We start from the raw sequence: 26,901 nt of genomic DNA, 5'->3' as shown, positions 1-26,901 counted from the left end.
GCGGGCTTTGAGGTCGTCGATTTTTGCGATCAGGCGGTCCATGAGGGCTCCTCGTTGAAGTCTGAGTTGAGCCGTCACGGTATCAGCGGGGATGTGAGTGTGTCGGTGGGTTCTGGCGAGTACTTACAAACTACCCAACCACCACCAACCCCCACGCCCCCTCCACCTCTCCAGCCTCCCAGTCATACGCCACCGCCACCAACGCTTCGACGTTCATGTAATGGTCGGCAAACGCCAGCGCTTTCAGCGTGGCGGCGTAGTTGGTGTCCGTACGTCGTGAGGAGATCCACTTGTAGCGCGGCACCAGGACCACGCCGATGCGGGTCTCGGGGTGGACGTGGAATTTCAAAATGTCTTTGTAGACCTCGTCGTCGGCGCGGTAACCCATAACTTCCAGGGCGATGCCATCGCGGGCGCGGAAGAAGTCGTACTCAAAGCCCTCGCCGGTGCGGGGATGGTGCAGGCGGACGTGGTGTTGGAAGTCGAGCGATTCGAGATGGGGTTGGATGGCGAGCTCCAGATCGGTGCTCTGGGGGTGAGGGACCGAGGAGCGGGCGGGAGCGCGCCGGTGGACTTCCATTCCGGCGATGCGGGTGAGGAGGGTTTGAAGCGTGAATTGCGCGTCCGGGGGTAGGGTGCCGAAGATATGCATGGAGCTCTGCTGTGAAGGGAGCTTGATTGACGGGTCGTGTGGCGGCGTCGCGACGCGCGTGAAAACAAGAGCCGCAGCCGCTATTAACGAATGCTTTATCAGGCCCAGCCGCTATGAACGAAAACGTTAATAGTCGAGGGACGGCCTCTCTTAACCGACTGATGAACGATAGCGCGGCTTCAGTGTCGTGACGCCATGCCGCCGAGTTTTTGGTCGAAGCTCGGCGGGCGTTCTAAGCTCAAGTCGTGTCGTGCCGGGCGATGAGAATAAGCGATCGCTTGTTCTCAAGGGCGCAAAAGAAGCGATCGCTTCTTTTGCGTGACCCCCACTCCTCCATTATCCAGGATCGCGGCGAGGCAGCGCTCGCTGCAGGCGCGCACGTAGTGGCCGCACCTTGGGAAGATTGTGAACGCACTGCGGTCACAATTTCACTGGACCTCCCTTTCACCTTGAACCGATCATCCCACCCCCCGGACCTTTTATGGCCCCCACCCACCCCTGGACCTTCCGCCCTCGCTTTCGCCGCAACGCCTTCGGCTGGCGCTCCCAGCCCGCGATGCAACGCATTGAGGAGGCGGTCGCCGAGATCAAAGACGTGGCTGCCCACGACCCCGCGCTCGCTGCCGAGGGGGCGGTCATCTTCTTCGAAAAGCTCTCGCCGGCCATCGCGCAGGTGGACAGCTCCTCGGGGGCCATCCGGGGCACGGTGAACCGGGCGATCGCGGAGCTGACGACGATCATCGGGGCGGCGCCGGCTTCGGAGGCACAGCGGGCGACGTGGTTGCAGCGTCTGTGGGATGCCGGGGAGGCCGATGATATCCCCTACCTGGAGGCGCTGGGAGACCACTGGGGCGCAGCGTGCGGGAGCGTGGAGGTGGCCTCGGAGCAGGCGGACCGGCTGCTGGTGGGGTTGCGGGAGGCCTGGGAGGGGCCGAAGAAAGAGCAGCGTTCATTCACGGGCGAGTCGCATTGCCTGAGCGCGCTTCTGGCGGCGGAGCGCTACGAGGAGGTTTTGGCGTGGGTGGAGAAGGCTCCTTACACGATGTGGAGCTATGTGAAATTCGGGGTGAAGGCGCTGGTGGCGATGGGGCAGCCCGAGGAGGCGGTGGCCTACGCCGAGGCCCGGAGCGAGGGGCGTCGCTCGCCGGCGGTGGCGTATGCCTGTGAGACGATTCTGCGCGACGCGGGGATGGAGGAGGAGGCGTACGCGAACTACGCGTTTGTGGTGCACGAGCACGGGAGCTATTTGAGCTGGTTTCGGGGTGTGGCGAAGGCGTATCCGGCGATTCCGAAGGCGCGGGTGCTCGCCGACCTTGTGGCGCATACGCCGGGCAAAGAGGGAAAATGGTTTGCGGCGGCGCGCTCGGCCAAACTCTACGATGAGGCGATTCGCCTGGTGCAGCGAAGCCCCGGCGAGCCCAAAACGTTGATGAAGGCGGCGAAGGCGGAGACCTCAAAGCGGCCGAAGTTTGCGGTGCAGGCAGGGCTGGCGGCGCTGCGCTGGCAGGTGGAGGGTCACGGGTATAAGGCCGTGGCCAACGATGCGCGCGACGCGTTTGCGATCGCGATGCGGGCCGCCGAGGCAGCCGGGGAGGTGGAGGCGGTGCGGGCGCAGGTGCGGGCGTGGGTGGAGAACCCGCCGCAGGGGGAGAATAAGATGGTGCGGATGTTGAGGGAGTGTCTGGGGGAGGAGCGCTGATGACCAAACGATCGCGCGATAAGACCGTGAACGCAGCGCTTGAAGCGTTGGATGCGGCGCAGCTTCGGGAGCTCATTCGGGAGCTTCTCCCCTGGCTTCACGACAGGGCCCGGCCTCGGGTGGAGGCTATCATTGTGGAGCGCGCAACGCGGCCGGATTCCGGGTGGACACCCGACTCGCCGGGGTCGCGTCGCGCTGAAAAGGTGGAGGCGTTTGCGGCCGCTGCGGTCAAGGCTGGTTATGCCGAATCGGGCGATGTGGATGATCATCTGCGGGATGGGACTCACGCGTTTCTGGCGGGCGACTATCAGGTCGCGGCACGCATCTTCAAAACACTCTTGATTCCCATGGAGAGAGCGGACTTCCATGTCGGCCAGGATGGGCAGGTCGACGATGTGTTGGGGGTCGATGCTGGCCTGTGCGCGCGGCAGTTCGCGGTGGCGACGTACATGACATCTTCCGTGGAAGACCGGGCAAGGGCGGTCTTTACGGTGATGAGGGATGTGGGTGAGGTTGGCCGCGTTTTACGACCGTTGGAAGCGCTGGAGCAGATTGCCAGGGAACCATTGCCAGACTTCGAGAGGTTTCTCGCGGACTGGTTTGCGCTTTTGGAGGCCCAGGCATTTTCGGGTCGAGAGCGCGGGGACGGCGCGTGGCTGCGCGAGGTCACACTTCGCCTGCATGGCGAGGAGGGGCTGGCCGAGGTGGCGCGGCGAAGCCGAAGGCATAGCGACTACCGCGCGTGGTGTCGTTTGCTTAAGGAGAGAAAAGATTGGGCGGCGGCGCGGGCGGCGTACGAGGAGGCGGCGGAGCGTGTGGAGGCGGATGCCTACTATCGGGGCGAACTTCTCGATGGCGCAGCGCTCGCGGCGCAGGAGCTGGGGGCTGCGGATCATTCCGAAATATTGGAGCGGGCCTGGAAGGTGGCGCCGACGTTGGAGCGATTACAACGTTGGCTGGGGCAGTGTGCGACGCGAGAAGAGCTTGTGGCGCGCGCGGAGCAGGCGTTTGCGGCGGTGCCGGCGCGGGCGGAGAGGCTGCGGGCGTTGCTGCTGGTGCTGACCTCAAAGTTCGATGAGGCGGCGCAGCTCTTGGAGGAGGCTGAGGGGATAGGGTGGTCGTATGAGCATCACCCCGGGCCGGTGATTTTTGATGTGTTTGCGGCGCTTCTGGCTGGCGAAGAGGTTTGTGTAACACTCCCGGACTCCGGTTGGGCGTTGAGGGCTTCGAGCGCCGGGGACACGCCCACGTTGAAAACACCCGAGCTCAACGCGCTGCTGACGATGGCCGAGTTGGCTGCGCCCGAAGATGAGGCGCTGCGCGACGTGATGCGAGCGGCGATGCGAAGGGCGGCCGCGCGGCGCGTCGATGAGGTGGCCGCTTATAAAGAGCGAGACGACTATCGCCATGCAGCCGGGCTTGTGGTGCGCTGCGCCCGGGTCGAGAGCTCGCCGGAGGCCGAGGCGTGGATGCGGGGAATTATGGAAAAATATCGGCGCTTTTCGTCGTTGAAGAAGGCGTTTCGGGAGGCCGGGGCGTGAGGTCGCGCAGCAGAGCGCGTGGAGTCATAGATGTCGAAAAAAGAGCCCGTCATGCATGAGAACGCAAGTCACCCCTGGGAGTTTCAACAGCGTCTTTTGCCCGATTCCTACGGGAGAGATTCCCGGCTGGCGGCCAGGGATGTGAAGGCGGCGGTCGCGGAAATCAAGAAGGTGGCGCGTAAGGAGGCTCGGCTCGGCGCTGAGGGGGCGCTGCTCTTTCTGGAAGTCGTGTCCCCGGCGATTGCGAGTGTGAACGGCTCCTCGGGGGCCATCGGCTCCACCACCGAGAAGGCCGTGAAAACCCTGGTGGCGATATTCGCCGACGCGCCCCTGGAGACGGAGGTCCGCGAGGCGTGGCTGGAGCGGATCTGGGTCGCCTACCTTAAAGATACCGTCCCCTACATCGAGTCGTTGGCGGACTACTGGGGTGAACTGTGCAAAAGCAAAGCGCTTGCGTCGACGTGGGCGGACCGGCTGCTGGAGGAGTCTCGGGATGCCTGGGGGCCGGACCCTGCGACGTATCGTTTTTTCAGGGGCACCAAAGTGTGTTTGAGCGCGCTGGAACACGCGGAGCGCTACGAGGACATTCTGGACCTGCTTGGCCGCGCACCCTTCTCGATGTGGTATTTCAGCCAGCACGGGGTGCGGGCGCTCGCTGCGCTGGGTCGCGTCGACGAGGCCTTGCGATTCGCCGAGGAGCATCAGGGGAGCACCGGTGATCCGGTCGATATCGCGCGCACCTGCGAGGAGGTCCTGCTGAATGCGGGCCGGGTCGATGAGGCCTATGAGCGTTTCGGGCTGGAGGCTCATACGGCGCATACGAACCTGGCGTGGTTCAAGGCCGTCGTGAAGACGTATCCGCATAAATCACAGGCCGAGGTGCTGGCGGATCTCGTGGCGTTGACCCCCGGTCGGGAGGGCTCGTGGTTTGCGGCGGCTTGTTCGGCAGGGTTCTATGACGAGGCGCTTCAATTGGCCCGCCAGAGCCCGTGTGCGCCGCAGACGTTGACGCGTGCGGCGCGCGACATGGAGGCAAAACGCCCCGAGTTTGCCAGGGAGGCGGGCATGGCCGCGCTGCACGTGCTGGTGGAGGGGGCATACTATTCCGTCACGGGTGAGGATGTGAAAGCGGCCTACACCCATACGATGAACGCCGCGGAGCACCTTGGAGAGGCCGAGTCGACCCGGGAGCGCATTCGCGAGTTGGTCGCCGGGGAAAGCACCGACGATCGTTTCATCACCAGAGTGCTGGGGCGAACGTTGGGTTTGCGCTGAGTCGCGGCGCTGGTCGCCCGAGAAGGGCCGGTAAGGGGGCTGAGTTGCGGGACCGGGTACCCAGAAGAGCAGCTAAGGGCGCTGAGTCGCGGCGCTCGTTGCCCGAGAAGAGCAGGTAAGGGGGCTGAGTTGCGGGACTGGGGACCCAGAAGCGCAGCTAAGGGCGCTGAGTCGCGGATCTGGGTGTCGAGATCGGGGAGCCGAGCAGGCTGAGTCGCGGATCTGGGTAGCGAGAATGGGAGCTAAGGGGGCTGAGCTGGCGATCTGGGTAGCGAGATCCGGAGCTAAGGGCGCTGAGTTGGGGGACTCAGGTGCTGAGTGGGGCCGGTAAGGGGGCTGAGTAGGGAATCCGGGTAGCGAGAGCGGGAGGTAAGGGGGCTGAGCTGGGGATCTGGGTGAGGAGTAAAAGAGCGATGAGGCGCATAGACACAGGCAGATGTCCGTCTCTCGGACGGTCGGTGCGGATTGAGAAAGGAAAAAGCACGTTGGCGTCGAGAACAACACGAAAAGGTGTTGTCATGACTATCCCTCGTTGGGGATCTCATCATAGCCATCAAAATCCTGGCTGAGCTGAGAGAGGTCGTCGAGTGATGCGATCCGGTCGCGATCACGCTGGCGTTTGTAGGCCAGAAGATCCTCCATACGTACTCGCCGGTGGGTACCGATTTTGCGGAAGGGAATCCGTCCATCGTTGAGAAGGCGCACCAGGTACTGCCGCGACACGTTGAGAATGTTGGCGGCTTGCTGCGTCGTAAGCTCCTTGCCGACGGGGACCACCGTGATGGCGTCGCCGCTGGCGAGCACCTCAATGATTCGCTCGAGCAGCAAGAATACGGATTCAGGCAGGTCAATGACCTCGCCAGAGGGGCTGACCAGCTGGTAGGTCGCCGGCTCCTGTAGGTTCTCATCGACGTGCGTGAGGAGCTCCAGCAACGCAGCAACCCTGTCGCGCTGCTCCCGCGGCGCGGTGACGGGCGTCATCTGGCGAACAGATTCTTCAAATGTAAGCGCTGCGCTGCGAGCCATCGTTGACCTCATCGCTAAGTTTCAGACGTAGTAACGCTCTAAAATTAGTCACTATTCGACCTAAGTGCAACCTGTAGGCAGGCCCGCCACCTCTGCAGCCATGCAAGCAGGTGAACGAAGTGGGCGAGTGACAGGCAGGTCTCTGCGGGGATGGTTTCAGCTCCCCACCCTCACCTCTCCAACTCCGCCAGCAGCCCGCCAAGACTCAGCGGCTTTGTGAACATCGTCAGGTTGCCCTCTTCATCGGTGGGCCACTCCTCCCTGGGGCGGTCCCAGTAGAGTTCGATGCCGTTGCCGTCGGGGTCGTTGAGGTAGAGGGCCTCGCTGACGCCGTGGTCGCTGGCGCCGTCGAGGGTGACGCCGGCGTCGCGGAGGCGCTGGAGTGCCACGGCCAGGGCGCGGCGCGTGGGGTAGAGGATGGCGGTGTGGAAGAGGCCGGTGTGGTGGGCCGGGGCGGGGGTGCCGCCTTTGCTATGCCAGGTGTTGAGGCCGATGTGGTGGTGGTAGCCGCCGGCCGATAAAAAGGCGGCCTGGTCGCCGTAGCGCGTCGTCACCTCGAAGCCCAGCACGTCGCGGTAGAAGGTGATGGCGCGTTCCAGATCGGCGACCTTGAGGTGGACATGGCCGATGCGGGCGCCGGGGTCGATGGATTCGTGATCGCTCATTTTGGGCTCCTTGAGGTCGTAAACACAGGGGAGGATCGGGTGTCCTCCTTCAGAGTCGGCAGGGGCCTCCAAAGTTACAAACGCGTGCCTCCCCACCTGCCCCCGAAGGTACGCACGAATCGTCCCACACCCGTGAAGCACCCGGGCTCCACAACCACCCAACCACCCAACCACCCAACCACAACACGCGCTCCCCCGAACGCCCACACGAGTCATCCCACACCGCGAACCCCGCTAGCGCTCAGATTTCCGCGTCCACCGAACCAGGCCCCTCAGAAAACCCGCGTGCCTTGAGCAGTGATCCGGCTCAGCGCGCGGGTTTTCTGCGCTTTAAGCGTCTCAGGGGCGTGTGGCACGGTCGTTGCTTAATACTCCCTCCATGAAACGAGAACTCACCATACTGCTCGCCCTGACCGCCCTCTTGGTGGGGTGCGGGGAGCTGGAGCAGGAGCCGGAGCCGGAGGTTGATCCCGGCGACACGCTGGCCTGGATGGAGGCTTACCAGGATCGCTACCTCGGCGATCGTGCGTGGCGTCGTACCCAGCTTGAGGCGACGCTCTGGAGCCCGGATCTGCCCTATGCGCGAAAGCGGCTCAAGAGCTATGCGCTCTCCGAAGGGGGCTGGGATTTGCTCCCGGAGCTACTGGCGCGCAGCGGGCCGGTGTTTCCCGAGCAAGCCGTGCCACAGGAGCTCGAAGAGGCGCTTCCCACCGTGTTTCCAACGAAGGCGCCGACAACGCGTGAGCAGTGGCTGGCGCTTGGCAAGCAGGTGTTCTGGCAGATGCCGATGCGGCGCGACAACTACCTGGAGTGGATCGCGACGAGGCCCGAGCTTCTTGAGGAGACGGGCTTTGAGCGAAACGCCGACGGCTCGTTGCGGGGTCTGGTGCGCTTTAAAGACGTGCGCGGTCAGATGCGGGTGGGCGTCACCTGCGGGCTCTGCCACGGGGGAGGTGGGGTGGCCGGGCGCACGAATACGGCGCTCGATCTGGGGCGGGCGCGCCAGCTGTTCAATGACTCCCACGGGATCGATGGATCGCGCTTTGCGTCCTGGGGGCCGGGGCGAGTGGATATTACCGATGACCCGGCCGACGACCCGCTGCGGGTGCCCGACCTCTGGGGCACGCGCCATCAGTCCTACCTCAACGCCAGCGGAATTGTGCGCGTGGTCAACCCGGCCTCGGTCGCGATTCGTTTTGAGACGCAGTACATCCCCGGCCATGGCCTGGAAGCCCGGCCCAACCGGGTGCTCTCCTGGGCGTTGGCGATGTACGTGCTCTCGCTGGAGCCGCCGACAAGCCCTGCGGTGGCGCCGGAGCATCCGGGCCGGGCGGTCTTCGAGCAACAATGTGCCAGCTGCCATAACCCCGAGCGGGGGTTTAGTGGCGATCTGATCCCGAGCTGGCTTTTGAGTGGGGGCGTTTCCGCGGCTGAGAGTCCGATGCGGGGGACGGGGATGATGAAAGTCCCCTCGCTCGTCGGCATTGGTCAGGGAGGCCCTTTTATGCACGACGGACGTCATGCTGAGCTGCGCGATGTCCTGGAAGCACGCCACCCCACCGGGGCGGTGTTAAGCGCTGAGGAGCGCGACGATCTGTTGAGTTACCTTCAATCCCTTTAACTGTGTTTTCACACGAGGTCACACCATGCGTATGCCATTTCATCTGTTGTTCGTCTTCGTCTGCTCGCTTCTTCTGCTGGGCACGGGCTGCCCGGAGTTGACTGGCGATCCCGAGCTCAAGGGCACGTTTATCTCGGGGCATCTGGGGAACTACGAGTCGTGTCCGGAGGATGGCTACAGCGATGACGCTTCGGGCGGTGAGCCTGCGGGGGCTCCGGCGGAGGATGTTGCCGCCGATTGCGCGGAGGACTCCGAGGATTGTGGCGGCGTCTTCTTGAATTGCGAGGACGCCCAGGTGACGTTGCGCCTGATCAACACGGGCGATGAGCCAGCGGTCGGCGTGCAGGTCACGCGCATTGAGCTCTTTGATACCAACGGCGTCTCGAAGGCGGTGCTGCCCTTGATGGGGGTCAGCGATGTGACGACCCCGGGCGCCACGGTGGACTTCGAGGGGGTGATTCCGGTGGGTGCCGAGCGCGCGCTGCGCGTGGACTTCCAGGGGCCGCAATCGCCCTGGGAGCTTCTGGCGACCGATGGCGAGGATAGCGGTCGCCACGCGAATCACGGGGGCATCATCGAGATCACCTTCACGGCGGAGAATCGCCGCGGCGAGGTCGTGGTGCGCGGCGAAGTCTCGGCGCTGCCTTCGATGGCCACGTGAGCGTGGGAGCGCCCGGTCATAAGGTGGCGAGGTGAACGCGCCTGGATCGCGCGGGGGGGCGTCTGCGTGGTAGGGGGGGGCTGCGCCTGAGCGGTTGGCGCAGAGGTCCTGAAAGAAGGTGGCGGAAGCCATGGCAGCTCTGGAGGTGTGATGGTCAACGAGGCGCGCATCGTTTCATTGCGGGTGGGGATGCCCCGGGAGTTGGGGCGAGCCGGGGCCCGGGACCCGCTGGAGCGTCCCTGGCGCACGGGGTTTGTGAAGGAGGAGGTGCGCGGGGCGCTGTGGCTGGACTGGGAGAATTTTGAGGGGGATGGTCAGGCCGATCGCAAGCATCACGGCGGGGTGGAGAAGGCGGTGTGTGTGTATTCGACCGCTCATCTGGCGTACTGGTCAAAGAGGCTGTGGCGAGCGATGGGGCCGGGGGCGTTTGGGGAGAATTTGAGTGTGGAGGGGCTGGTCGAGGAGGATGTGTGCGTGGGGGATGTCTACAGAGTGGGCAGCGCGCTTGTGCGCGTCACTCAGCCGCGCTCGCCATGCTGGAAACTCGCGCGGATGCATGGCGAGAAGAAGCTTGCGCTCTGGGTGCAGCAGACCGGCTTTTGCGGCTGGTACTTCGGGGTGGTGGAGCGGGGGCTGGTGGAGGCGGGGCAGGCGCTCACGCTGGTGGAGCGTCCCTTCCCGCAGTGGAGCATCGCCGAGGTGCATGCGGTGCGCTACCTGCGCCGAGAGGATCGGGAGGCGGCCTCGTTGCTCGCGGGGTGTTCGGCCCTGAGTCGAACCTGGCGTGAGGCGCTGGAGAAGCGCGCGGCGCGTGGCGAGGAGGGCGATGAGGCGCGGCGTTTGATCGGTCCGAATCAGGGGTAGATCGAAAAGGGAATGAGGGGGGGAAGTGGCGAGAAGGCGCATGGAATAACGGCGTTCACGCAAAACCCCTACCCGACCGGGCCGAAGACGCGTCTGCGCCGTCGGCCCGGCAGGGTGGACTCATTTAGAGGTTCGCCGGCGTGATGCCAACCGAGCGCAAGTCTTTGAGGTTGAGTACTTTCGCGTAAGGATCTTGCGTCGCGTTGGCGCGCTCAAGGTTCGCGATGCCCTGATTCACAGCGTCATCAAAGGTGGCGCTGCTGACCATCGTGGTCTCGATGGGCACCCACTGGGCGTCTGGGCCTGTGCCCAGCCAGACCCCCACAAAGGCATGGCCGGAGACGAAGATGAAGATCGGGTCCATGCCCATCGCCTCAAAGGCGCTGGCGAAGACGAGCATGCCGTCCACGCAATTTGTACTTCCGGTGCTCAGGGATTGGGCGGGGGTTTTTACGTTCTGCGCCCCGTCGAAGAAGCTTCCGCTGACATCTGTGTAGACGATGCCGCGCTCCTGGAGGGCGTAGTAAATAGCGGCGGCTTGAGCGTAGGCGTCGTCGGGATTGCCGCCCTGGTAGCCGTGGATGGAGCCGGTTGGTGTGTACTGTGCCGCCTCGGTGAGCAGGGATTGGATCGCGTTACCCCGGTCTTCCGGTGTGGCGAGCACGCCGATGAGGAAGCGCATATCCTGGTAGCCGCCCTGACCGTTCTCCCAGAACCAGCGGAAGCGGTTGATGGGCTGGATCTGCGCGGTTTCCACGCGAAGATCGACGAGCGCGTCGCCTTCGCGGACTTCCAGTTGGATGTTGGATGCGACCGGGGTGGTCACGGAGTAAAGTTTATCGAAGTCGAGCGTCGGGTTCATCGGCGGAACTTCTGCGGTGCCGTTGGCAGGGACCTGCACAAGCTGGGTGGCGATTTGCGAATACCCCTGTAGCACGAGGTTTACCGTTGCGGTCCGTGCCGAGGAGCTGTTGTTCTTCAAGACGATGCCGGAGGCAAAGTCGAAGCGCTGATCGGCCAGCGTCCGCCCGTGGAGGTGGGCGAGGTTGGTATAAAACTCGTTGTTGTCGCCAATTCCGAACCGGGCGCTGATGAGGGATATATCCCCCTCTTCCAGGACGACATTGTCGAGGTCGTCCTCGCCGACCATGGTGGGGTCTTCGGGGTCATGTTCGAGGCCGCAGCCCAGGGGGCCGGATGCAGCCAGGACCAGAAGAACAAGCACACGCAGCAATTTCTCGTACGTAACCATGTACACCTCCATTGAAAGGCCGAAGGAGGGGACCGAAAACATACGTGCCCCCCCTGCGGAGCTCATGCGAAGTGTCGTTTTGATACGACGAAAACGACGGGATATGCGCATGAATATGCTGCCGGGCAGAAATCGGTGTCAAGGCGAGTCATCAGGGGAGCTGGCGGGTTGCCAGGCGTCTGTGTGCCGCCTGAGCTTGCACACACGACCGGCGCGCGTGTGAGTCTTCACAGGCTGAGATGTACCCTCAGAACCTGACCCGGGGCTACGCCGTGAGCAGATGTTGACGCCGTGTCTGCTGCATTGAGCGCGCCCTGAGCTGCGTTGCAAATCCTCGATAGTGCGAAAGCATCGCCTGTGGTTTGCGCTTTGCTCAGGTCACACTTAACCTCGGATTTAAAGGCGTTACCATGGTCTCACGGCGTTGCGAGAAGGCGTGTGCGGTGCAGCGGCGCATGATGGCTCAGGCGGTGGGCTAGCCTCGCTTCAATGCTTTGCAATGAGGGGGGAAAGGTGGTGGTCGTCAGGGGCGTTTCTTGCTTAAGGAGAGCAAAACATGAAGGTGACTGCGTGCTGTAGTACCCGGAGAGGTGGTCTCGCGTTGATGGCGATTCTCGTCGTGAGTTTCACCGCCTGCTCGAAGGATGTCCCAGAGGATGTGGGCGAAGACGTCGGGGCGGATGTCCCTCCTCTTGATGTTGGCGAGGTGCGGGACGGTGGGGCGGATGTCGACGCGGAGGCTGCCGAAGATGCTGCGGACGCGCCGGATGCAGACACGCGCTCCGATGCCGAGGTCGGCGAGGACGCAGAGGCCCTCGACCCCTGCGCGACGCCGGTGCTGGAGGGGGAGATCCTCGCTGCAGATATCTCGACCGGGCTCTTTATCGGGCGAAGCGGTGGTGGTTCTGACGAGCCTTCGGAGGCGTTTATCGTCGACTCGTATGAAGCGTACGCGCAGCATATCGGGCTCGACGAGGCCGCCGCTCCCGAGGGGGATGATCCATTGGGGTGGGCGATCTGGCTCTTTTTTGAGAACGGTGGGGAGCTTGCGAAGGTGTATCCCACAGGCGGGGAGGTGCCTTCGAGGGAGGAGCTTGCGCGCTGGGTGCTTCCGGCAGGGTTGCTGGTCGTGCCAGGGCTGGCGCGCCTTGAAAATGAGCGCGATCGGGCCGCCGCGTACACCCGTCTCGAAGAATTTCTGGAGCGGGAGGAGCATGAGCACGTCTTCTTCATCGGGGAGCTCCCGCGCTCCTGGAGTGTGGCTGAGATTGGGGCCGCGACGCCCGAGGTTCCCCTTGATTTCTATGGGGATCGGGTTGCGCTCTACCATCCCTGGCTGCGGGTTGCCGTTGATGAGCCGGCGTTTGAAGTGGGGCCAGCTGGCGCCGTCGCTGGCGTCATCGTGCGCACCGATCGCAGCCGAGGGGAGTGGGCCGCTCCCGCCGGCCTTGATGCTGTGCTGGCCGGCGTGGAGGGCCTCGATCAGAACCTGAGCAATGGCGAGATGGCGGAGTATGCCGAGGGCATGGTCAACGCCCTGCGTGTCTTGGATGAGGAGCCCCTGGTCTGGGGCGCGCGAACCCGCGAGAACCCTTCGAACGAAGGGCGCTACGTTGGGGTGCGGCGGCTGAAGAGTCTGATCCTGGCGAGCGTGCGCTCCGGGACCCATTTTGCGGCCTGGGAGACGTATGAAGAGTCCCTTTGGACCACGCTTGCGCAGCGGGTGGAGGGGTTTATGGACGAGCTCTTTCAAGCGGGAGCGTTTCAGGGGGTGACAGCGTCGCAGTCGTATTTTGTGCGCGTCGACGCCACGACGACAAGCGTGGCGGACATCGCGCGCGGTGTGGCGCGGGTGCAGATCGGTTTTGCCCCCCTACGTGCGGCGGAGTTTTATATCGTGCACATCGAGGTTCCCGTGGGCACGTGCCGGGAGTAGGAAAGCTCTTTGTCGCGCGTTTCGGTGTCAGCACGATCACGGGGGGACGTTTTGTCATGGTTGGATGATGAGGGGGACCCGAGGTTGATGTCGGTGTTTGGGTCGAATGAGGGGGGAGGGGGGGAAGACCCGCATTGCGACTGGACTTCGTCGGTCTCTCGGTCGGTTTTTGGGGCGCCCCTGTGAGTCGTTGTGTGGGCTGCGTTTCGCGGCGCGCGCGAGCGTGCGATATGCGCGGTGTGCCCGGAGCGTCGCGATGATCTGACTGATTTGACCATCTCGAACACTCGCCGATTCCCGCATCATGAGTGGCCGATGTCTGTCTCCCGCTCGGTGTTGGGGAGCGGGAGAAGGGGGCGCTGAGCTACGGGTTGACCACCGGCTTTGGGCCCCTGGCCGACCGTCAGGTGGAGCGCGGGGAGCTTGAGCGTCTTCAAAAAAACCTCGTGTACCACCTGGCCAGCGGGGTCGGTGAGCCTTTTGATGAGGATGTGGCCCGGGCGATGATGGCGTGCCCGGGGGGCGGGCCTTTGAGACGACCTGGCCCGGGGCGAGTTCGGCTTACGACTCGGGAGGCCGGTCCGGGATCACCGTGTAGTGAATGGTCATGGCGCGAATCTTTCCCTCCTCGATGAGGTAGGAGTCGGCACCATCTTCGACCCGGGCACCGTTTTCACCGACGCCGCTCCACTCCAGGAAGCCCAGGTGCCGCTCGACCATGATGGAGTGGTAGGTCCACACGCCTTCGGGGAGCTGTTCCTGGAGAAGGCGCACCTTCTGGCGCAGGCCCTCAACGCCGCGGAAGATGCCGTAGGTGGTCATCAGGACGATGTCGGGGTCGAAGTTGCGCTCAAGATCCGTTTCAAAATCCCAGCGTCTGGCCAGGTCGAGGTGGTCTTCTAGCACCTCTCGGGCCGAGCGTCTGGCGAGTGTTTGAGGGTCCATCGGGAGCTCCGGGGCGGTCGTTTTTCGATCCGCGCAGCGCTCAAAGGGCGCTGTAGATCGAAGATCGGCGCGGGGTGTCGAAGACCAACCGATTGGCGGAAGATGGCGTCATTGCTGGAGGATGTTCGTCTCTCGGTCGGTTTTGCGTGCCCGGCTTTGCGTGTTCGGTTGTGTGTGCGGCGGGGGCGGTGAGCAGCGAGGGGCTTAGTGGACTTTTAAGACAAAGAAGTGAGCTCGCCGGGCATGGTTGTCGGGGCCCTGATTCTGACCTAGGGTCACTGCACGACAGGGGCGCTTGTGCCGGGGCACAGGCTGAGAAGCACCCTTTGAACCTGACCCGGCTAATACCGGCGGAGGGAGTCGCAACAAGCGCCGGCGCCGCTCAGGTGGGGCGGCTTGCTGCGTTCCTTCCACATCATGAGGAAGGGCACGATGAGCAAAACATTCGCAGAACAGGTGGTGATCGTTTCGGGGGCCGGACGAGGGTTGGGCGCGGCGATTGCGCGTGCCTTCGCGCGGGAGGGCGCGGCGGTGGTGGTGAACTGGCGCAAGAGTGAGGCCGAGGCGGTGGCGCTTGCCGAGGAGCTGGGGCCGCGCGCGCGGGCCATTCAGGCCGATGTTACCGATTCGGCAGCGGTGGCCAGGATGGTGGCCGAGGCCACCGAAACGCTCGGGGCGCCGACGACGCTCGTTCATAACGCGCTGGCTGACTACAGCTTCAACGGAGACGGCCGTGAGAAGGCCGAGACGCTCTCCTGGGAGCACATCGCCACACAGACTCAGACCTCGGTTGGCGGGGCGTTGAACTTGATTCAGGCCTGTCTTCCAGCGATGCGGGAGGCCGGGTTCGGGCGAGTGATCACCATTGGCACCAACCTGTTCCAGAACCCGGTGGTGCCCTATCACGATTATACCGCCGCGAAGGGGGCGCTGCTGGGCCTGACGCGCACGATGTCGCGGGAGCTGGGCCCTCTGGGCGTGACGGTCAATATGATCTCCGGGGGGCTTTTGCGGGTTACCGATGCCAGCCGGGCTACCCCCGATGAGGTCTTTGAGTTGATTGCCGCCAACACCCCCCTGGGTCGCGTGACGACGCCGGAGGAGCTGGCCGATGTGGCGCTCTTCTTTGCGAGCTCGTGGGCCCGCGGGGTCACCGGCCAGAACCTGGTGGTGGATGGAGGGCTGGTCTGCGACTGAGAGCGGCGTCGGGGGGGGCTGCGCGCCGGGGAGCCACGATGCTTCCGGGCGCGCTCGCCGGGGGGCTTGTTTTGCCAGCGAGGCTGACGTACCAGAAGACCGAAGGTCGCGGCGTGGCGGGTCGGTGCGGCGAGTGATGGTGGCGAACGAAGGCGTGAGGAGTTGAAGCGTGGCGAGTTACCCCAGAGTGATGTTTGTGCATGGGCTGGAGAGCGGCCCGTCTGGCGAGAAGGTTCAGCAGTTGCGGGCGATGGGCGTGGATGTGAGTGCGGCGGATATGCGGATGTCGCTCAAACGCCTGGACCGCTATCACTCGGTGATGCGCAATATCTTGCGTTCCCCGGAGGTGCAGGTGGCTGCGGCGGGGGCCGCGGCGATGGTCGGGGCGGGGCTTATGCGCAAGAAGATGTGGCCGGTGGCGCTGGCCGGGGTGGGTGTCGGCGCGTGGTGGACTGCGCGCGGTGACGAGCTGACGCGTCAGGCGGTGTGCACAAGCTACGAGCAATGTGTCGAGGTGCAGCGGCGCGCCCTGGAGACCTTTAAGCCCGACGTGGTGCTGGGGTCGAGCTGGGGCGGGGCGATCACGCTTGAGCTGATGCTGCGCGGCCACTGGACGGGGCCGGCGGTGCTGCTGGCGCCGGCCTTTCATGCGGCGCACCGGCGAATGGGAATCGATGCGGTGGCGCGCCTGGAGGGGTTTGATGGGGCGTCGCGCACGTTGATCTTTCATGATCCCACCGATGATACCGTGCCGCTGGTCGACAGCGAGCGCTTAAGCGAGCAGACGGGCACCGAGCTCCGCGCGGTCTCCGCCGGCGGCCACCGGCTTATGGGCCTGTTGACCGACGGTCAGCTGGTAGCCGGGCTTGAGCAGGTGGCCGGCTGATGCTCAGCGATGCGCCCATCTCATATGCGCCCCTGCGCTGCCTGGAGCTTTTCTGCGGCATCGGCGGCTTTGCCGCCGCCGTGCAGGAGCATGCGAGCGTGGTGGGCGCGCTCGATCTTTCGGGCCACGCCATCGAGGTGTACCGCCACAACTTTCCCGATCACGGCGCGCGTCAGGCCCATCTGGAGCACCTCGATGAGGCGGAACTCCTCGGGTTTAAGGCCGACCTGTGGTGGATGTCGCCTCCCTGCCAGCCTTATACCACTCGCGGGGAGCAGCGGGATCTTCAGGACCATCGCGCGCGCAGTCTGGTGCGTCTTATGGAGCTTATCGGGCGGCAGGGGCCGAGCTGCGTGGCGATGGAGAATGTGCCGGGGTTTCAGGGGAGTGAGGCGCATCACCTCGTGCTCACGACGTTGAGAGATGCCGGCTACGAGGTGGCCGAGCGTCTGCTCTGTCCCTCCGAGCTCGGGATTCCGGCGCAGCGCGAGCGCTATTATCTGGTGGCCAGCCGCCGCGGCCTGCTCCCCTGGCGCGAGCTGCCGAAGCCCGTGATGCGTCCACTGGCCGACTTTTTAGGCTCGCCGACAGACGGGGAGCTCCTCGATGTGGTGGTGCCGGTGGATGTGATCGCAAAACACGGGCCGGGCATGCGCATCTTCGATCTGCGCGAGGAGCCCACCCGCATCGCCAACACCTTCACCGGGGCCTATGGCAAGACCTGGCAGGCCGCCGGCGCCTACCTGCGCATGGACGACGGGCGCGTACGCCGCTTTACGCCGGGTGAGATGCTGGGGTTGATGGGCTTTGGCACCACGTTCGGGTTTCCAGAGCATGTGAGCCTGCGCCAGCGCTACAAACTCATCGGCAACAGCCTCTCGGTCTGGGCGATGCGCGAGGTGCTCAGCGCGCTGATTCCCACCCTGGCTCATGCGGATTCTCACCTCGGTGATCGGGCGATGGAGGCGTTGACCGCTCAGTGAGGGTTGACAGGCAGGCCCCGGGCTCGTTTAGCTGGCGAGCACCCTGATGTGAACACCGAGACCGACGCGAAGCTACCGGTCGAATGAGCCCGATGAGGCCTGGAGCCGCCATGAAGTGCAACGCATGTGATGAGAACAACCCCCCGGGCACCAACAACTGTCTCTATTGCCTGGAGCCTTTGCCCGAGGTCGATGAGGCCCGTGCTGAGAAGGCGCTGGGCGGCATGATCATGCTGGGGCTCTTTGTGGTGGCGCTGGGGTACCTGGGCTGGTGGGGCTGGGGGTGGTGGCAGCTGGAGAGCGAGCGTCGTGAGGCGCAGGAACAGGGGCTGACCGAGTACGTCGTGCACCAGATCTGCTTCGGCGAGGAGAGCCCGATTCGCGACAACGACTTCCGGCGGCGCGGCTACCATTATGAGGAGATGCGGTCGACGCGGCGCGGGTTGATCAGCGGCGGGGATGGCGTGCGTCATTGCTATCGCAGGGAGCTGGGGCCGGCCGAAACGATCGTCGAGCTGCCCGGGAAGGGGGAGCTTCTGCGGGTATTTCATTGAGGGTTTCGGAGCCGCGGACGCGCACGAGCCCTCAGGTGCCTTCTGCGCCGCTCAAAGGGGGATTGCGCCTCGGGCATCTGGCACCGATGGCACCATCTGGCGCGTTCGCCCTGGCGAGGTTGTGGTGAGTAGGGCTCAGGCAGGCATCGGGTGAAGCGTTCGGGCGGGGATCTTCGAGGCACGCGCTGGCGCCTCCCCTAAACGATGCAGGGTGGAGGGGCCCAGTCCTTCGACCACGATCGACGATGCCGCGCTGGCCTGGCGAGCGGCCTCGACCGGCTCGGCGCCCAGCATCAGGTGGTGGGTGAAGGTGGCCGCAAAGACGTCGCCGGCGCCGGTGGGGTCAACGGCCTCGGTGGGGAAGATGCCCACCTCGATGGTGCGACCGCCCTGGAAGATGCGGCTCCCGCGGGTGCCCAGGGTCAGCGCGACGATGGGCACGACGCTCAAGAGGCGTTCGAGAAGGTCGCCCTGGTCGATCAGATCTTCTTCGCTCAAGCAGGCGATGTCGACGCCCCTGAAGGCCTCGGCCTCGATCTCCCAGGGACGTTGCACGACCTGGCGTGCGCCGGGGGCGACCCCGCGCGCGTGCAGAGATTCGAGTGCGGTGGGATCGTCGACGGGCGCGCCGCCCACTTTGATCCAGCCCTGGATGTTGATGGCAACCCGTCCGCGGTGGCCACCGTCTCGAAGCGCCTGGAGCCAGTCCGAGAGAGGGACCTCGCCGAGGACCGGCGCCAGATGCACCAGGTCGGCGTTGCGCCAGTCGGAAGGGCAGATCGCGGGGCTAACGTCCGGGGCGATGGCCTCCAGAAGCTGCACCCGGGGGGCGTCGTCGGGGTAGTAGTTGGCGAAGACGGTGGTCTGCCCGCGGCGCACTTTTGTGTGCTCAATGTCGGCCAGAGCGGCGTCGCACTCGAAATCGTCGCCGACCACGCTCAAGAGGCGGGTCTGGCCCTTGAGGCGGCGATGCACCTCGGCGCCATAGTAGGCGCAGCCGCCCGCCTTAAAGCCACCCGGGTAGCGGTCGTGGGTGACGTGACCCACGACCAGCGTGCGCTGTGTAGGACGTGGCGAGCTCAATTGAAAAACTCACCGTTGCTCACGTTGTAGCTTTGCCCGGTGATGGCGCTGGCCGCGTCGCTGGCCAGAAAGGCGATAAGCTCGGCGACCTCTTCGGGGGCAACCATGCGCCCGAGCGGAATCGCCGCGATCGCGTTCTTGCGAAAGGCGTCGACCTCCTCGCCCTTTTGCTCCGCGGCGTAGGCGGAGTCGGCCCGGGCCATGGGCGTGTCGACCCAGCCGGGGCAGACCGCGTTGACGCGAATCTGGCGGGGGGCAAGCTCCAGAGCCACGCATTTGGTCAGTCCCAGAAGGGCGTGTTTGCTGGCCGTGTACGCCTCGTAGCCAGCGCGGGCGTTTTTGCCCAGGCCCGACGAGACGGTGACGATACGGCCGCCCTCGGGCATCGAGGCTGCCGCGGCTTTGACGCAGTAATACGCGCCGTGCACGTTGACGTCGAAGGTGGTCTTCCAGACCCGGTCGCTGTGCGCGTCGTCGAGGCGCGCCTGCAGGCAGATGCCGGCGTTGGCGATCAGCGTGTGAATGGGGCCGAGTGTTTCGAAGAGGGCCTCGACGGCGGCCTGGTCGGTGACATCGAGGGCATGGGTTTCAACGCTTGCGCCCGCACTCCGAGCGGCCTCCTGGAGCGATTCAGCCGCCGCGGCCAGCTTTGTCCCGTTGCGCGCGCAGAGCACCACGCGGTGTCCGGGCTTCAAGAAATGGCGCGCGCTCGCCAGGCCGATGCCCCCGGAACCCCCGGTGATCACGATTGTTTTGCTCATAACTCTGTCTCACTGCCCGGCGAGCTGCCCCAACGAGCGTGCTCGCCGCCTGCCGAAAGGATTAGAACGATTGGCGGATGGCCTCAACGAGGACTTCGGTGGGGACGGGGATGGCGTAGTCCTCGTCGACCTGCCAGAGGCTCCCCGGACCGTCGAGGAGCGCCATGCGCGTGCCTTCGGTGAGGTAGCGCTTGTTGTAGCGCATCGAGGCCAGGATATCGTCGACCTTGATGTGTGCAGGGATGCGGGTGGGAAGCTCGAACTTCTCGATGACCTGGCGGTGCAAATCGACCATCGCGTCGTCGCAGGCGCCCATCAGGCGCGCCACGCGGGCGGCGACCATCATGCCGATGGCCACCGACTGGCCGTGGTTCAAGTCGTAGCCGGAGAGGTACTCGACGGGGTGGCCGACCTCATGGCCGTATTGCAGCACCATGCCCTCGCGATGCTCTTTGGGGTCGATGGCCACGAGCTCGCATTTCAGCTCGATGTTTTTGCGCACGACGGTTTCTAAAAAGTCCGGGTCGTCGATGTTGCCTTCGTAGCCGAGCAGGTAGTCAAGGTAGTCGCGGTCCTGACCCAGCGCGTGTTTGATGACCTCGCTCAACCCGTCGGGGATCAGCCAGTCTTCGAGCGTGGCGAGCACCTCCACATCGACGGCGATCGCCAGGGGGGAGTAGTAGGAGCCGACGAGGTTCTTGCCCCGCGCCCCGTTGATGCCCTGCTTATGGCTGATCGAGGCGTCGCACTGGGCCATCAGCGTGGTGGGAACATGCACAAGGCCGATGCCGCGGTAGAGCGTCGAGGCGATAAAGCCACAGACGTTGGCCACCGCCCCGCCACCGAGCGAGACGAGCACGGAGCGCTCGTCAATGCCCTCGGCCAGGATCTGATCGACCAGCTTCACGTAGTTGGCCATCGACTTGGACTCCTCGCCATCCTTCATCACGATGCGGCGCACGTCGTAGCCCATGCGGTCAAGGCCGCCGACAAAATCATCGCCGTAGATGCTGTTCACCGTGGTGTCGGTGAAGACGTAAATCGGCGACGACGCGCTCTCGTCGGGGATGAGCTGAAGACGCTCGGGGTTGCGCACAAAGCCGCGCTGCACGTGAATCTCGGTCTTGACCGGAGCGCCGGCGATGAAGTCGTAGCTGTGGGTGGTGCGGCTCTCCTCGGTCTTGAACTCGGGGCGATGCACCGCAGCCTTGCGGATGCCCGCGCGGTGGGCCATCTCCGCGCGCACCAGCGACTGGGGGGTATCAATATCATGCCAGGCGCGACCGCCGGTGGTGATCGCACGCACCTGGTCGCGCTCTCCCAGAAGCGCCAGCGCGTCGGTGAGGCTGGCCGGTTCTTTCGACTTACGCGCCTCTTCCAGCGCCTCAAAAAGCGCCGGGGTGAAGGCAAAAAGCCCCGCGTCCACCCCGTCGGGGCCCTCCAGCGTGCGGGAGGCGGTGGTGAGGCGCTCGCCATCAAGCGTCACTTTGACGGCATCTTCCAGCTCAAAGACTTCCGTGACGTCGGTGTCGACCAGCGACACACCCACATCCTCGCCGGGCTCACACGCCACAATCTCATCGACGAGCGTCTGATCGAAGACGTGGTCGGCCATCGCGATCACGAAGTTCTCGTCGATATGCCCCTTCGCCGCCAAAAGCGTGCTCGCCAGGCCCTGCTGCCACTCGGCGTGCTCCACAAACTCCACCTTCAGCGCGAGGTCCGGGTGGTTGGTCAACTCGCGCACCACGCGCTCCGCTCCAAAGCCGGTGACCACCACCGCGCGCTTCACTCCGGCACGCTCCAGGCGCATCAAAAGCGAGAGCAGAAGCGGCTTTCCGCCCACATGAACAAGGGGCTTGGGGGTGTTGGGACGATCGAGGCGCGCGCCGCGACCGGCGGCGGGAATCAAGGCGGTGGTGGGCATGGGTACGTCCGGGGATGGTGAGGTGTGAAAAATCACGGGTGTTGTCGGGGGGTAACCTAGTGCGGCCTTTATGGAATATCAACATCGGGGTTTGCTGTGGGTAAGCAGGTTCGCGTTGTGGTTGGGTGGTTGGGTGGTTGGGTGGTTGTGGGGCGCCGGGGTTCGCGGTGATGGTCGATTCGTGTGGGCGTTGGCGGGTTCGCTTTGGGGTTGGGTGGTTGGGTGGTTGGGTGGTTGAGGAGCGCCGGGGTTTGCGGGGTGGGTCGATTCGTGTGGGCGTTGGCGGGTTCGCTTTGGGGTTGGGTGGTTGGGTGGTTGTGGGGCGCCGGGGTTTGCGGTGATGGTCGATTCGTGTGGGCAGTGGCGGGTTCGCTTTGGGGTTGGGTGGTTGGGTGGTTGGGTGGTTGAGGAGCGCCGGGGTTTGCGGGGTGGGTCGATTCGTGTGGGCTATCGGGGTTCGCAGTTCGAGTACCAGGACGAGCCCGAGCCCGAGAGCGAGTACGAGTCCGAACCTGACTCAGGGACCTGGGGAGTGCGGGGGGGTTCTAAAGCCTTCAAACCGAGACTTGATGATGAGCGGGGGTGTTCTAGAGCCTTCAAATCGAGACTTGATGATGAGCGGGGGTGTTCTAGAGCCTTCAAATCGAGACTTGATGATGAGCGGGGGTGTTCTAGAGCCTTCAAATCGAGACTTGATGATGAGCGGGGGTGTTCTAAAACGCTTCAACGCTTCATCGAGGAGGGAAGAAGGTGTTCTAGAACCCTTTTTTGTTCATGAATCTTGAAAGGGCGTTCAGTGTGTCTGGGGTTTTGAGACCGATCAAAGAGGGGCGAGAATCGGGAGAGCTGCCTGTGTCCTTGAGCTCTCCTGCTGGTCCTCGTCCTGGTGCTCGTTCTCGAACAGCGAACCCCGGCGGTCCGCACGAATCGACCCACCCCGCAAACCCGAGCGCCCCACAACCACCCAACCACCCAACCACCCAACCACAAAACGCGCTCCCCGACGCCCCACACGAAGCGCCCGACACCGCGAACCTCCGCGCCCCCTCAAAACTCCGCCGACACCGTCAACCTCGCCGTTAAGGGTGGCCCGGCGCTCTGGTGCAGCACCGGAAGCCGACTTCCGCTCGTGCCCTGTGGCCAGTGGCTCGCATACACATACTCGCCCTCCCGCAGGTGTTGGTTGAGGAGGTTTTCGAGGTCCAGGCTTATCTGCCAGTGGTGCCAGCGGTAGCCCAGCGTGGCGTCGAAGCGGGTCAGGGGGGCGGAGCGGGCGCCGGCGGGGAGGTTTCGGGGGGCGACGGCCAGAAAGCGCAGGCCGCCGCCCAGGCCGGAGGCGTGGTTGACGACCCAGTGGGCGCCGGCGGTCAGCGTGGGGACCTGGGGGACGGGCTGGTTGAGGTTGGTGAAGTCGGGGTCGGTGAAGCGGGCGTCGACCCAGGTCAGATCGCCGCTGAGGTGCATCCAGTCGGTGGGGTAAATATCCAGAAAAATCTCAGCGCCCAGGCGGCGGCTCGATGGCAGCTCGATGGTGGTGGCGGAGAGGTGGTCGAAGAAGACCTCGCGATCGAGCAGCGTGGCAAAGCCGGTCAGCGTGATGCCGAGCCAGTCGGCGGGGAAGGTGCGGACACCGAGCTCGGCGGCGTGGGATTGGGAGAAGGTCGCAGCGAGTTCGGCGGAGGCGCCGGCAAACGCCCGAAGTTCGGGGGGGCGAAGGCCGCGGCCGTAGGCCGCGAAGAAGGTCCAGCGCTCGTTGGGCTTGTAGCGGGCCGAGGCGCGGGGGGAGAGCGCCAGCAAGAGCTCCTGGCCGGTGGCCCCGTCGGCAGACGAGGGTGGGGAGGCCAGGGTGGTGTCGGTGGCCCGGAGAAAGGCGGCGTCGAAGCGGCCGCCCAGGTCCATTCGGAGCCGGGCAGTGGGTTGAAGGCGCAGGCCGGCGCGGGCACCCAGGGTCGAGTGTATCCCCTGCAGCGCGCGCAATGTGGAGGTGGTGGCGAGGTCGGCGTCGACGCCACGCTCGGACTGGGTCACGTGTTCGCCGCGCAGGTGGGCGCCGCCCACAAAGCTCATGCGCGCGATGAGCGGTCGTGAGTAAAAAAGGTCCGCGCCGCCCCCGAAGGTGCGATGTGCCTGACGGGTGCGGTCGCCGTTGGCGGGGTCGCCCAGGTAGCCGGTAAAATTCTCAAAGAGCACCAGGTCGCGGGCGGCCCCGTCGAGGCGCAGACGCAGCATGTCGCCTGCGGTGAGCACGCCGCGGCCCTGCCAGGTGGCCGAGCCCAGGACCCGGGCGGACTGGCCTCGTCCCCTATCGTCGTAGGCGTCGTAGAAGCCGATGCTTCCGGCTTCCACGTCGGCGCTGCGCAGGGTGCCGGGGAGCTCAAAGCGGGAGGCGCCGGCGGCGAAAAAGGTGCTGAGACTCCCGCCCCACAGCCGGAGCTCGGAGGTGGAGGCGTTGAGGGTCGCGCGCTCAATGCCGCGCTGCTCCCCGTAGCCAGCATCACGCATGACCTCGGCGGCGGCAAAGGAGGCGCCGTCGGCGCTGGCGTGGCGGCCAAAGAGGCGCAGCCTCCCGGTGGTGCCGCCGGTCAGCGCGACGTGGCTCTGGAGCGCCTCGCCATCCAGAAATTGAGGGCTGACGCCGGGGCGATAATCCACGGTGCCGGCCATGCCGAAGAGCCCCTGATGCAGCGCGAAGGGGCCTTTGATCACGTGCATCGACTCGACGACTTCAGGCAGCACCACGCCCAGATCGATGTAGCCCTGCCCGTGGATGTTGCTCCACTCGTTGAGCGGGACGCCTCCCAGGGTCAGCTCCAGATCGGCGCCGTGCACCGCGTCAAAACCGCGCAAAAAGAACTGGTGACCTTTGCCCTCGCTGCCGTGTTGAATCAGCGTGAGGCCGGGCACCTGGCGCAGGAGCTCCTCGGCGTTTCGCGCGGGCGCGGCCTCCAGATCCTGGCGTCCCAGGGTCATCGTGGCGCTGGTCAGAGTGCGGGGCAGGTTCGCGCGGACGGTCACCCTTAAGGTGTCGTCGGGCGCGTCGTCCTGCTCGGGTGCCAGGGCATCGATCGTGGGCGCGTCGTCCTGCTCGGGTGCCAGGGCATCGATCGCGGGCGCGTCGTCCTGCTCGGGTGCCAGGGCATCGATCGCGGGCTCGTCGTCCTGCTCGGGTGCCAGGGCATCGATCGTGGGCGCGTCGTCCTGATCGGGTGCCAGGGCATCGATCGCGGGCTCGTCAGTCGGGTCCGCCGGTGTCTGGGCCCAGGCCGCGGGCATGCCCCCCATGATGGCGAGTAGAGAAAGGGCGACAAGCCTCAACGCCTGCCGCCCCCTGGTTAAACGCATTGAAACCATCAGTGGCAGTGTCCTTCGCCGTCGATGTGGCCAAGCGTGGCGACCTGAGCCTCAAGCCAGCTCCAGAGGTCGGCGATCTCTTCGTTGCCCACGTCCAGGGTGCCGACGAGGGCGGCTTCGAGCTCTTCTTTGGAGATGTTGCCGTCTTCGTTGGTGTCGGCGGCGGCCAGCGGGTCGAAGACAAGCGCGGGGTCTTCGCTGACCAGGCTGTCGTAGAAGAGGTGGTCGGCGTGAATGGTCAGCTCCAGACGGCTGGCCTGGTCGGCGGCCACGGTGACCGTGGTATGGCACTCGCCGTAGGTGGTGGGCACCTCGAAGGTCCAGTCGAAGGTCTTGGTGACGCCTTCTTTCTCGGCGCTTCCGCCGACGCGGATGGTGCCCAGGGCATAGTCCACGCTCTCGTAGGTGCCGGCGTCCACGCTCAGCTCGCCGAGCTGGTGGCCTTCGCCGCCGGTGGGCGGGGCGATCTCGATGGTGGTGACATCGGAGAAGTTCGCGGCGCCCACCGTCACCGAAGTGACCTCGACCTGGAAACGGTCGAAGGCGATCGCCCAGCCGTCGCTCATCGCGTCTGCGGGGATGCCCTCTTCGACGAAGTCTTCGCCGTAGACGAAGATGTTGAGCATGCCCTGGCCATCGGGGCTCTGCGCGTCGCTCTCGCCACAGGCCCCGGCAAGGGGCAGAAGAAGCAGGCTGGCAAGCGCGGTGGTGCGGGTGGTGGGGCTGAACATGGCATTACTCCTGAAGTTGAAATTCAATGTGGTCGTGGGAGAGGAGGCGACGACGCACCTCCAGGTAGATGGGGTCACCGTCGGTGGGGCCAAAGCTCAAGATCCCCTCGGTGGCCAGCTCCTCGAAGTCGACGCCGTCGAAGAGGTGGCCCTCCCCGAAGACCTCGTCGAGCACCATCCGAAAGCGCAGATGGGCACCTTCACCGGGGCTCTCAAGGAGCGTGTCTTCAAAGCGAATGGCGGTGATTGCGCGACCCTCGGGTGCGGCGACCTCAAAGCTGAAGTCGACCGCTTCGCCTGCGCGGGTGGCCGTGCCGGCGAGTCGGATGCTCGTTTCCGGCGCGCTACTGAGGCGACCCAGGGTCAGGGAGGCGGAGGTGTAGTCGCCCACCAGGAGCGTGGCCTGACCCAGCTCGCGGGCCCCCTCGACGCTCCAGTCGACCTCAAAGGAGCCCGCGAGCTCGCCGGTGACCTCGCCGCCTTCGCTGTGGCCCGGGTGGGCGAGCGCAGAAGGCACGAGCAGGTCGTAGGCGCGCCGGGGCAGGGAGGTGTGCTCGACCTCACCGGTCAGAAAGACCAGGTCCCGCATCGCGACCTGCGTTTCGGTGAGCGCGATGGTGTAGCCGAGGTCCGTGCTCGTGTTGGCCAGGCCGGAGGCGTCGACGATGACCGGGAGTTGCACCTGAACCGGCGGCCGCGACTCGCCACAGGCGCTCAGGAGCAGGGCGGCCGCGAGCACACAGGTTGGAAGGGATCGCGAACGCTTCATGGGTGGGTGTGCTCGGTGGAGGTTTCGGGGAGCGCGCTGTAGACGGCCTGACCAAAGAGCACGCCCTTCATGCCGATGAGATGGTCGGCGACGTGTTTGAGGTCGGCCGGCGCGCCGCGCAGGGTGATGACTTCGAGGCAGGTGTCGTGGTCGAGGTGCACGTGCATCGAGGCGATGATGGCGTGGTGGTGGATGTGGCCGACGTCTTCGAGCTCTTTGCTCAGGCCGCGCTTGTGGTGGTCGTAGACCAGGGTGACGGTGGCGACGGCGCGGGGGGCCTGCTCCCACTCTTCGCTGGCCAGGCGCTGGCGGATCAGATCGCGCAGAGCCTCGGAGCGGTTGGAGTGGCCGCTGTTTGTGATCCAGGCGTCGAAACGCTCCAGAAGTTCGGCGTCGACGGCGATGCTGGCGCGGGTCAGGTCAGACATGATGGGCTCCACGAGTGATGACGCCGTGAGCGATCGTTGACGCCGCGTCGCTCTCGATCGCGCATCCAGCGGCATCATCTCCTCCTCACGTCGT

General features: G+C 65.1%; 25 protein-coding genes and 1 riboswitch. Of the genes, 12 read left to right on the top strand and 13 right to left on the bottom strand.

Annotated features, from left to right (window positions below):
• Positions 1–130 precede the first annotated feature (130 nt).
• The gene (locus EA187_RS19090; protein ID WP_127781318.1) at positions 131–652 is read right to left on the bottom strand and encodes a hypothetical protein; all 522 of its coding nucleotides are present in this window, start codon (positions 650–652) and stop codon (positions 131–133) included.
• Positions 653–1,133: 481 nt separating this feature from the next.
• Between EA187_RS19090 and EA187_RS20495 the strand changes: the two genes are divergently transcribed.
• Genes EA187_RS20495 through EA187_RS19075 form a run of 3 tightly spaced genes read left to right on the top strand, consistent with a single transcriptional unit; the run spans position 1,134 to position 5,167 of the window.
• Positions 1,134–2,351: a hypothetical protein gene (locus EA187_RS20495; protein WP_164856408.1), complete on the top strand. Its 1,218-nt coding sequence runs from the start codon at positions 1,134–1,136 to the stop codon at positions 2,349–2,351.
• Positions 2,351–3,892, top strand: a complete 1,542-nt coding sequence (locus tag EA187_RS19080) for a hypothetical protein (protein ID WP_127781317.1) — start codon at positions 2,351–2,353, stop codon at positions 3,890–3,892. Before EA187_RS20495 ends, EA187_RS19080 begins: the two co-directional genes overlap by 1 nt.
• Before the next feature lie 30 nt (positions 3,893–3,922).
• Positions 3,923–5,167: a hypothetical protein gene (locus EA187_RS19075; RefSeq protein WP_206524429.1), complete on the top strand. Its 1,245-nt coding sequence runs from the start codon at positions 3,923–3,925 to the stop codon at positions 5,165–5,167.
• A 522-nt stretch (positions 5,168–5,689) separates the two neighbouring features.
• Here the strand turns inward: EA187_RS19075 and EA187_RS19070 are convergent.
• Positions 5,690–6,193, bottom strand: a complete 504-nt coding sequence (locus EA187_RS19070) for a helix-turn-helix domain-containing protein (protein WP_206524428.1) — start codon at positions 6,191–6,193, stop codon at positions 5,690–5,692.
• Between the two features lie 170 nt (positions 6,194–6,363).
• Entirely contained in the window at positions 6,364–6,858 is a 495-nt protein-coding gene (locus EA187_RS19065; RefSeq protein ID WP_127781316.1) for a VOC family protein, read from the bottom strand.
• Positions 6,859–7,237: 379 nt separating this feature from the next.
• Between EA187_RS19065 and EA187_RS19060 the strand changes: the two genes are divergently transcribed.
• The 3 genes from EA187_RS19060 (at position 7,238) to EA187_RS19050 (ending at position 10,004) form a co-directional block, all read left to right on the top strand.
• Positions 7,238–8,479 (top strand): c-type cytochrome, encoded by a 1,242-nt coding sequence (locus EA187_RS19060; RefSeq protein WP_127781315.1) that lies wholly within the window; start codon positions 7,238–7,240, stop codon positions 8,477–8,479.
• Positions 8,480–8,504: 25 nt separating this feature from the next.
• Positions 8,505–9,140 carry a hypothetical protein gene (locus EA187_RS19055; protein ID WP_127781314.1) on the top strand — a complete coding sequence of 212 codons (636 nt, stop codon included), beginning with the start codon at positions 8,505–8,507 and terminating at the stop codon, positions 9,138–9,140.
• Between the two features lie 150 nt (positions 9,141–9,290).
• Positions 9,291–10,004, top strand: a complete 714-nt coding sequence (locus EA187_RS19050; protein ID WP_127781313.1) for an MOSC domain-containing protein — start codon at positions 9,291–9,293, stop codon at positions 10,002–10,004.
• A gap of 124 nt (positions 10,005–10,128) precedes the next feature.
• Here EA187_RS19050 and EA187_RS19045 read toward each other — a convergent pair whose 3' ends face one another.
• A complete protein-coding gene (locus EA187_RS19045; protein WP_127781312.1) occupies positions 10,129–11,256 on the bottom strand; it encodes a hypothetical protein in 1,128 nt (375 codons plus the stop codon).
• A 604-nt stretch (positions 11,257–11,860) separates the two neighbouring features.
• Here EA187_RS19045 and EA187_RS19040 point away from each other — a divergent pair.
• Positions 11,861–13,192, top strand: coding sequence for a hypothetical protein (locus tag EA187_RS19040; protein WP_127781311.1), 1,332 nt, complete (start codon positions 11,861–11,863; stop codon positions 13,190–13,192).
• 302 nt (positions 13,193–13,494) lie between these two features.
• Here EA187_RS19040 and EA187_RS21015 read toward each other — a convergent pair whose 3' ends face one another.
• Complete coding sequence (locus EA187_RS21015) at positions 13,495–13,629, bottom strand: hypothetical protein (protein ID WP_283808568.1); 135 nt, start codon at positions 13,627–13,629, stop codon at positions 13,495–13,497.
• Here EA187_RS21015 and EA187_RS21095 point away from each other — a divergent pair.
• The gene (locus EA187_RS21095; protein WP_347343342.1) at positions 13,600–13,827 is read left to right on the top strand and encodes a hypothetical protein; all 228 of its coding nucleotides are present in this window, start codon (positions 13,600–13,602) and stop codon (positions 13,825–13,827) included. The two genes, EA187_RS21015 and EA187_RS21095, sit on opposite strands and share 30 nt — an antisense overlap.
• Here the strand turns inward: EA187_RS21095 and EA187_RS19030 are convergent.
• Positions 13,754–14,137, bottom strand: coding sequence for a nuclear transport factor 2 family protein (locus EA187_RS19030; protein WP_115607813.1), 384 nt, complete (start codon positions 14,135–14,137; stop codon positions 13,754–13,756). The two genes, EA187_RS21095 and EA187_RS19030, sit on opposite strands and share 74 nt — an antisense overlap.
• Before the next feature lie 277 nt (positions 14,138–14,414).
• Positions 14,415–14,513: riboswitch (TPP riboswitch) on the top strand.
• A 56-nt stretch (positions 14,514–14,569) separates the two neighbouring features.
• Between EA187_RS19030 and EA187_RS19025 the strand changes: the two genes are divergently transcribed.
• The 4 genes from EA187_RS19025 to EA187_RS19010 all read left to right on the top strand — a co-directional run bounded on the left by EA187_RS19025 (position 14,570) and on the right by EA187_RS19010 (position 17,757).
• On the top strand, positions 14,570–15,334 hold the full coding sequence (locus EA187_RS19025) for a 3-oxoacyl-ACP reductase (RefSeq protein ID WP_127781309.1): 765 nt from the start codon (positions 14,570–14,572) through the stop codon (positions 15,332–15,334).
• Between the two features lie 169 nt (positions 15,335–15,503).
• The gene (locus tag EA187_RS19020) at positions 15,504–16,220 is read left to right on the top strand and encodes an alpha/beta fold hydrolase (protein ID WP_127781308.1); all 717 of its coding nucleotides are present in this window, start codon (positions 15,504–15,506) and stop codon (positions 16,218–16,220) included.
• A complete protein-coding gene (locus tag EA187_RS19015; protein ID WP_206524427.1) occupies positions 16,220–17,203 on the top strand; it encodes a DNA cytosine methyltransferase in 984 nt (327 codons plus the stop codon). Before EA187_RS19020 ends, EA187_RS19015 begins: the two co-directional genes overlap by 1 nt.
• Positions 17,204–17,313: 110 nt before the next feature.
• Positions 17,314–17,757, top strand: coding sequence for a hypothetical protein (locus EA187_RS19010; protein ID WP_127781307.1), 444 nt, complete (start codon positions 17,314–17,316; stop codon positions 17,755–17,757).
• 135 nt (positions 17,758–17,892) lie between these two features.
• Here EA187_RS19010 and EA187_RS19005 read toward each other — a convergent pair whose 3' ends face one another.
• The 7 genes from EA187_RS19005 to nikR all read right to left on the bottom strand — a co-directional run bounded on the left by EA187_RS19005 (position 17,893) and on the right by nikR (position 26,807).
• Positions 17,893–18,840, bottom strand: a complete 948-nt coding sequence (locus EA187_RS19005) for a PfkB family carbohydrate kinase (protein ID WP_127781306.1) — start codon at positions 18,838–18,840, stop codon at positions 17,893–17,895.
• Positions 18,837–19,601 (bottom strand): SDR family NAD(P)-dependent oxidoreductase, encoded by a 765-nt coding sequence (locus EA187_RS19000; RefSeq protein WP_127781305.1) that lies wholly within the window; start codon positions 19,599–19,601, stop codon positions 18,837–18,839. Before EA187_RS19000 ends, EA187_RS19005 begins: the two co-directional genes overlap by 4 nt.
• A 61-nt stretch (positions 19,602–19,662) precedes the next feature.
• Complete coding sequence (locus EA187_RS18995) at positions 19,663–21,528, bottom strand: iron-containing alcohol dehydrogenase (protein WP_127781304.1); 1,866 nt, start codon at positions 21,526–21,528, stop codon at positions 19,663–19,665.
• A 1,047-nt stretch (positions 21,529–22,575) separates the two neighbouring features.
• Entirely contained in the window at positions 22,576–24,870 is a 2,295-nt protein-coding gene (locus EA187_RS18990) for a TonB-dependent receptor (protein WP_127781303.1), read from the bottom strand.
• Between the two features lie 8 nt (positions 24,871–24,878).
• Entirely contained in the window at positions 24,879–25,610 is a 732-nt protein-coding gene (locus EA187_RS18985) for a hypothetical protein (RefSeq protein ID WP_115607826.1), read from the bottom strand.
• Positions 25,611–25,614: 4 nt separating this feature from the next.
• A complete protein-coding gene (locus EA187_RS18980; protein WP_115607828.1) occupies positions 25,615–26,379 on the bottom strand; it encodes a hypothetical protein in 765 nt (254 codons plus the stop codon).
• Positions 26,376–26,807 (bottom strand): nickel-responsive transcriptional regulator NikR, encoded by a 432-nt coding sequence (gene nikR / locus EA187_RS18975; RefSeq protein ID WP_115607829.1) that lies wholly within the window; start codon positions 26,805–26,807, stop codon positions 26,376–26,378. The genes EA187_RS18980 and nikR overlap by 4 nt, the downstream gene beginning before the upstream one ends.
• Positions 26,808–26,901: the final 94 nt, after the last annotated feature.

The organism is Lujinxingia sediminis, from assembly GCF_004005565.1.
GTDB classification, from domain to species: domain Bacteria; phylum Myxococcota_A; class Bradymonadia; order Bradymonadales; family Bradymonadaceae; genus Lujinxingia; species Lujinxingia sediminis.
The sequence above is the reverse complement of the archived record's forward strand: the minus strand, read 5'-3'. Positions and strand labels throughout refer to the sequence as shown.

What these genes read in the sequence shown, in the direction of transcription:
- EA187_RS19090 (WP_127781318.1), bottom strand. Translation starts at nt 652, where the DNA reads ATGCATATCTTCGGCACCCTACCCCCGGACGCGCAATTCACGCTTCAA.
- EA187_RS20495 (WP_164856408.1), top strand. Translation starts at nt 1,134, where the DNA reads ATGGCCCCCACCCACCCCTGGACCTTCCGCCCTCGCTTTCGCCGCAAC.
- EA187_RS19080 (WP_127781317.1), top strand. Translation starts at nt 2,351, where the DNA reads ATGACCAAACGATCGCGCGATAAGACCGTGAACGCAGCGCTTGAAGCG.
- EA187_RS19075 (WP_206524429.1), top strand. Translation starts at nt 3,923, where the DNA reads ATGTCGAAAAAAGAGCCCGTCATGCATGAGAACGCAAGTCACCCCTGG.
- EA187_RS19070 (WP_206524428.1), bottom strand. Translation starts at nt 6,193, where the DNA reads ATGGCTCGCAGCGCAGCGCTTACATTTGAAGAATCTGTTCGCCAGATG.
- EA187_RS19065 (WP_127781316.1), bottom strand. Translation starts at nt 6,858, where the DNA reads ATGAGCGATCACGAATCCATCGACCCCGGCGCCCGCATCGGCCATGTC.
- EA187_RS19060 (WP_127781315.1), top strand. Translation starts at nt 7,238, where the DNA reads ATGAAACGAGAACTCACCATACTGCTCGCCCTGACCGCCCTCTTGGTG.
- EA187_RS19055 (WP_127781314.1), top strand. Translation starts at nt 8,505, where the DNA reads ATGCGTATGCCATTTCATCTGTTGTTCGTCTTCGTCTGCTCGCTTCTT.
- EA187_RS19050 (WP_127781313.1), top strand. Translation starts at nt 9,291, where the DNA reads ATGGTCAACGAGGCGCGCATCGTTTCATTGCGGGTGGGGATGCCCCGG.
- EA187_RS19045 (WP_127781312.1), bottom strand. Translation starts at nt 11,256, where the DNA reads ATGGTTACGTACGAGAAATTGCTGCGTGTGCTTGTTCTTCTGGTCCTG.
- EA187_RS19040 (WP_127781311.1), top strand. Translation starts at nt 11,861, where the DNA reads ATGGCGATTCTCGTCGTGAGTTTCACCGCCTGCTCGAAGGATGTCCCA.
- EA187_RS19030 (WP_115607813.1), bottom strand. Translation starts at nt 14,137, where the DNA reads ATGGACCCTCAAACACTCGCCAGACGCTCGGCCCGAGAGGTGCTAGAA.
- EA187_RS19025 (WP_127781309.1), top strand. Translation starts at nt 14,570, where the DNA reads ATGAGCAAAACATTCGCAGAACAGGTGGTGATCGTTTCGGGGGCCGGA.
- EA187_RS19015 (WP_206524427.1), top strand. Translation starts at nt 16,220, where the DNA reads ATGCTCAGCGATGCGCCCATCTCATATGCGCCCCTGCGCTGCCTGGAG.
- EA187_RS19010 (WP_127781307.1), top strand. Translation starts at nt 17,314, where the DNA reads ATGAAGTGCAACGCATGTGATGAGAACAACCCCCCGGGCACCAACAAC.
- EA187_RS19000 (WP_127781305.1), bottom strand. Translation starts at nt 19,601, where the DNA reads ATGAGCAAAACAATCGTGATCACCGGGGGTTCCGGGGGCATCGGCCTG.
- EA187_RS18995 (WP_127781304.1), bottom strand. Translation starts at nt 21,528, where the DNA reads ATGCCCACCACCGCCTTGATTCCCGCCGCCGGTCGCGGCGCGCGCCTC.
- EA187_RS18990 (WP_127781303.1), bottom strand. Translation starts at nt 24,870, where the DNA reads ATGCGTTTAACCAGGGGGCGGCAGGCGTTGAGGCTTGTCGCCCTTTCT.
- EA187_RS18985 (WP_115607826.1), bottom strand. Translation starts at nt 25,610, where the DNA reads ATGTTCAGCCCCACCACCCGCACCACCGCGCTTGCCAGCCTGCTTCTT.
- EA187_RS18980 (WP_115607828.1), bottom strand. Translation starts at nt 26,379, where the DNA reads ATGAAGCGTTCGCGATCCCTTCCAACCTGTGTGCTCGCGGCCGCCCTG.
- nikR (WP_115607829.1), bottom strand. Translation starts at nt 26,807, where the DNA reads ATGTCTGACCTGACCCGCGCCAGCATCGCCGTCGACGCCGAACTTCTG.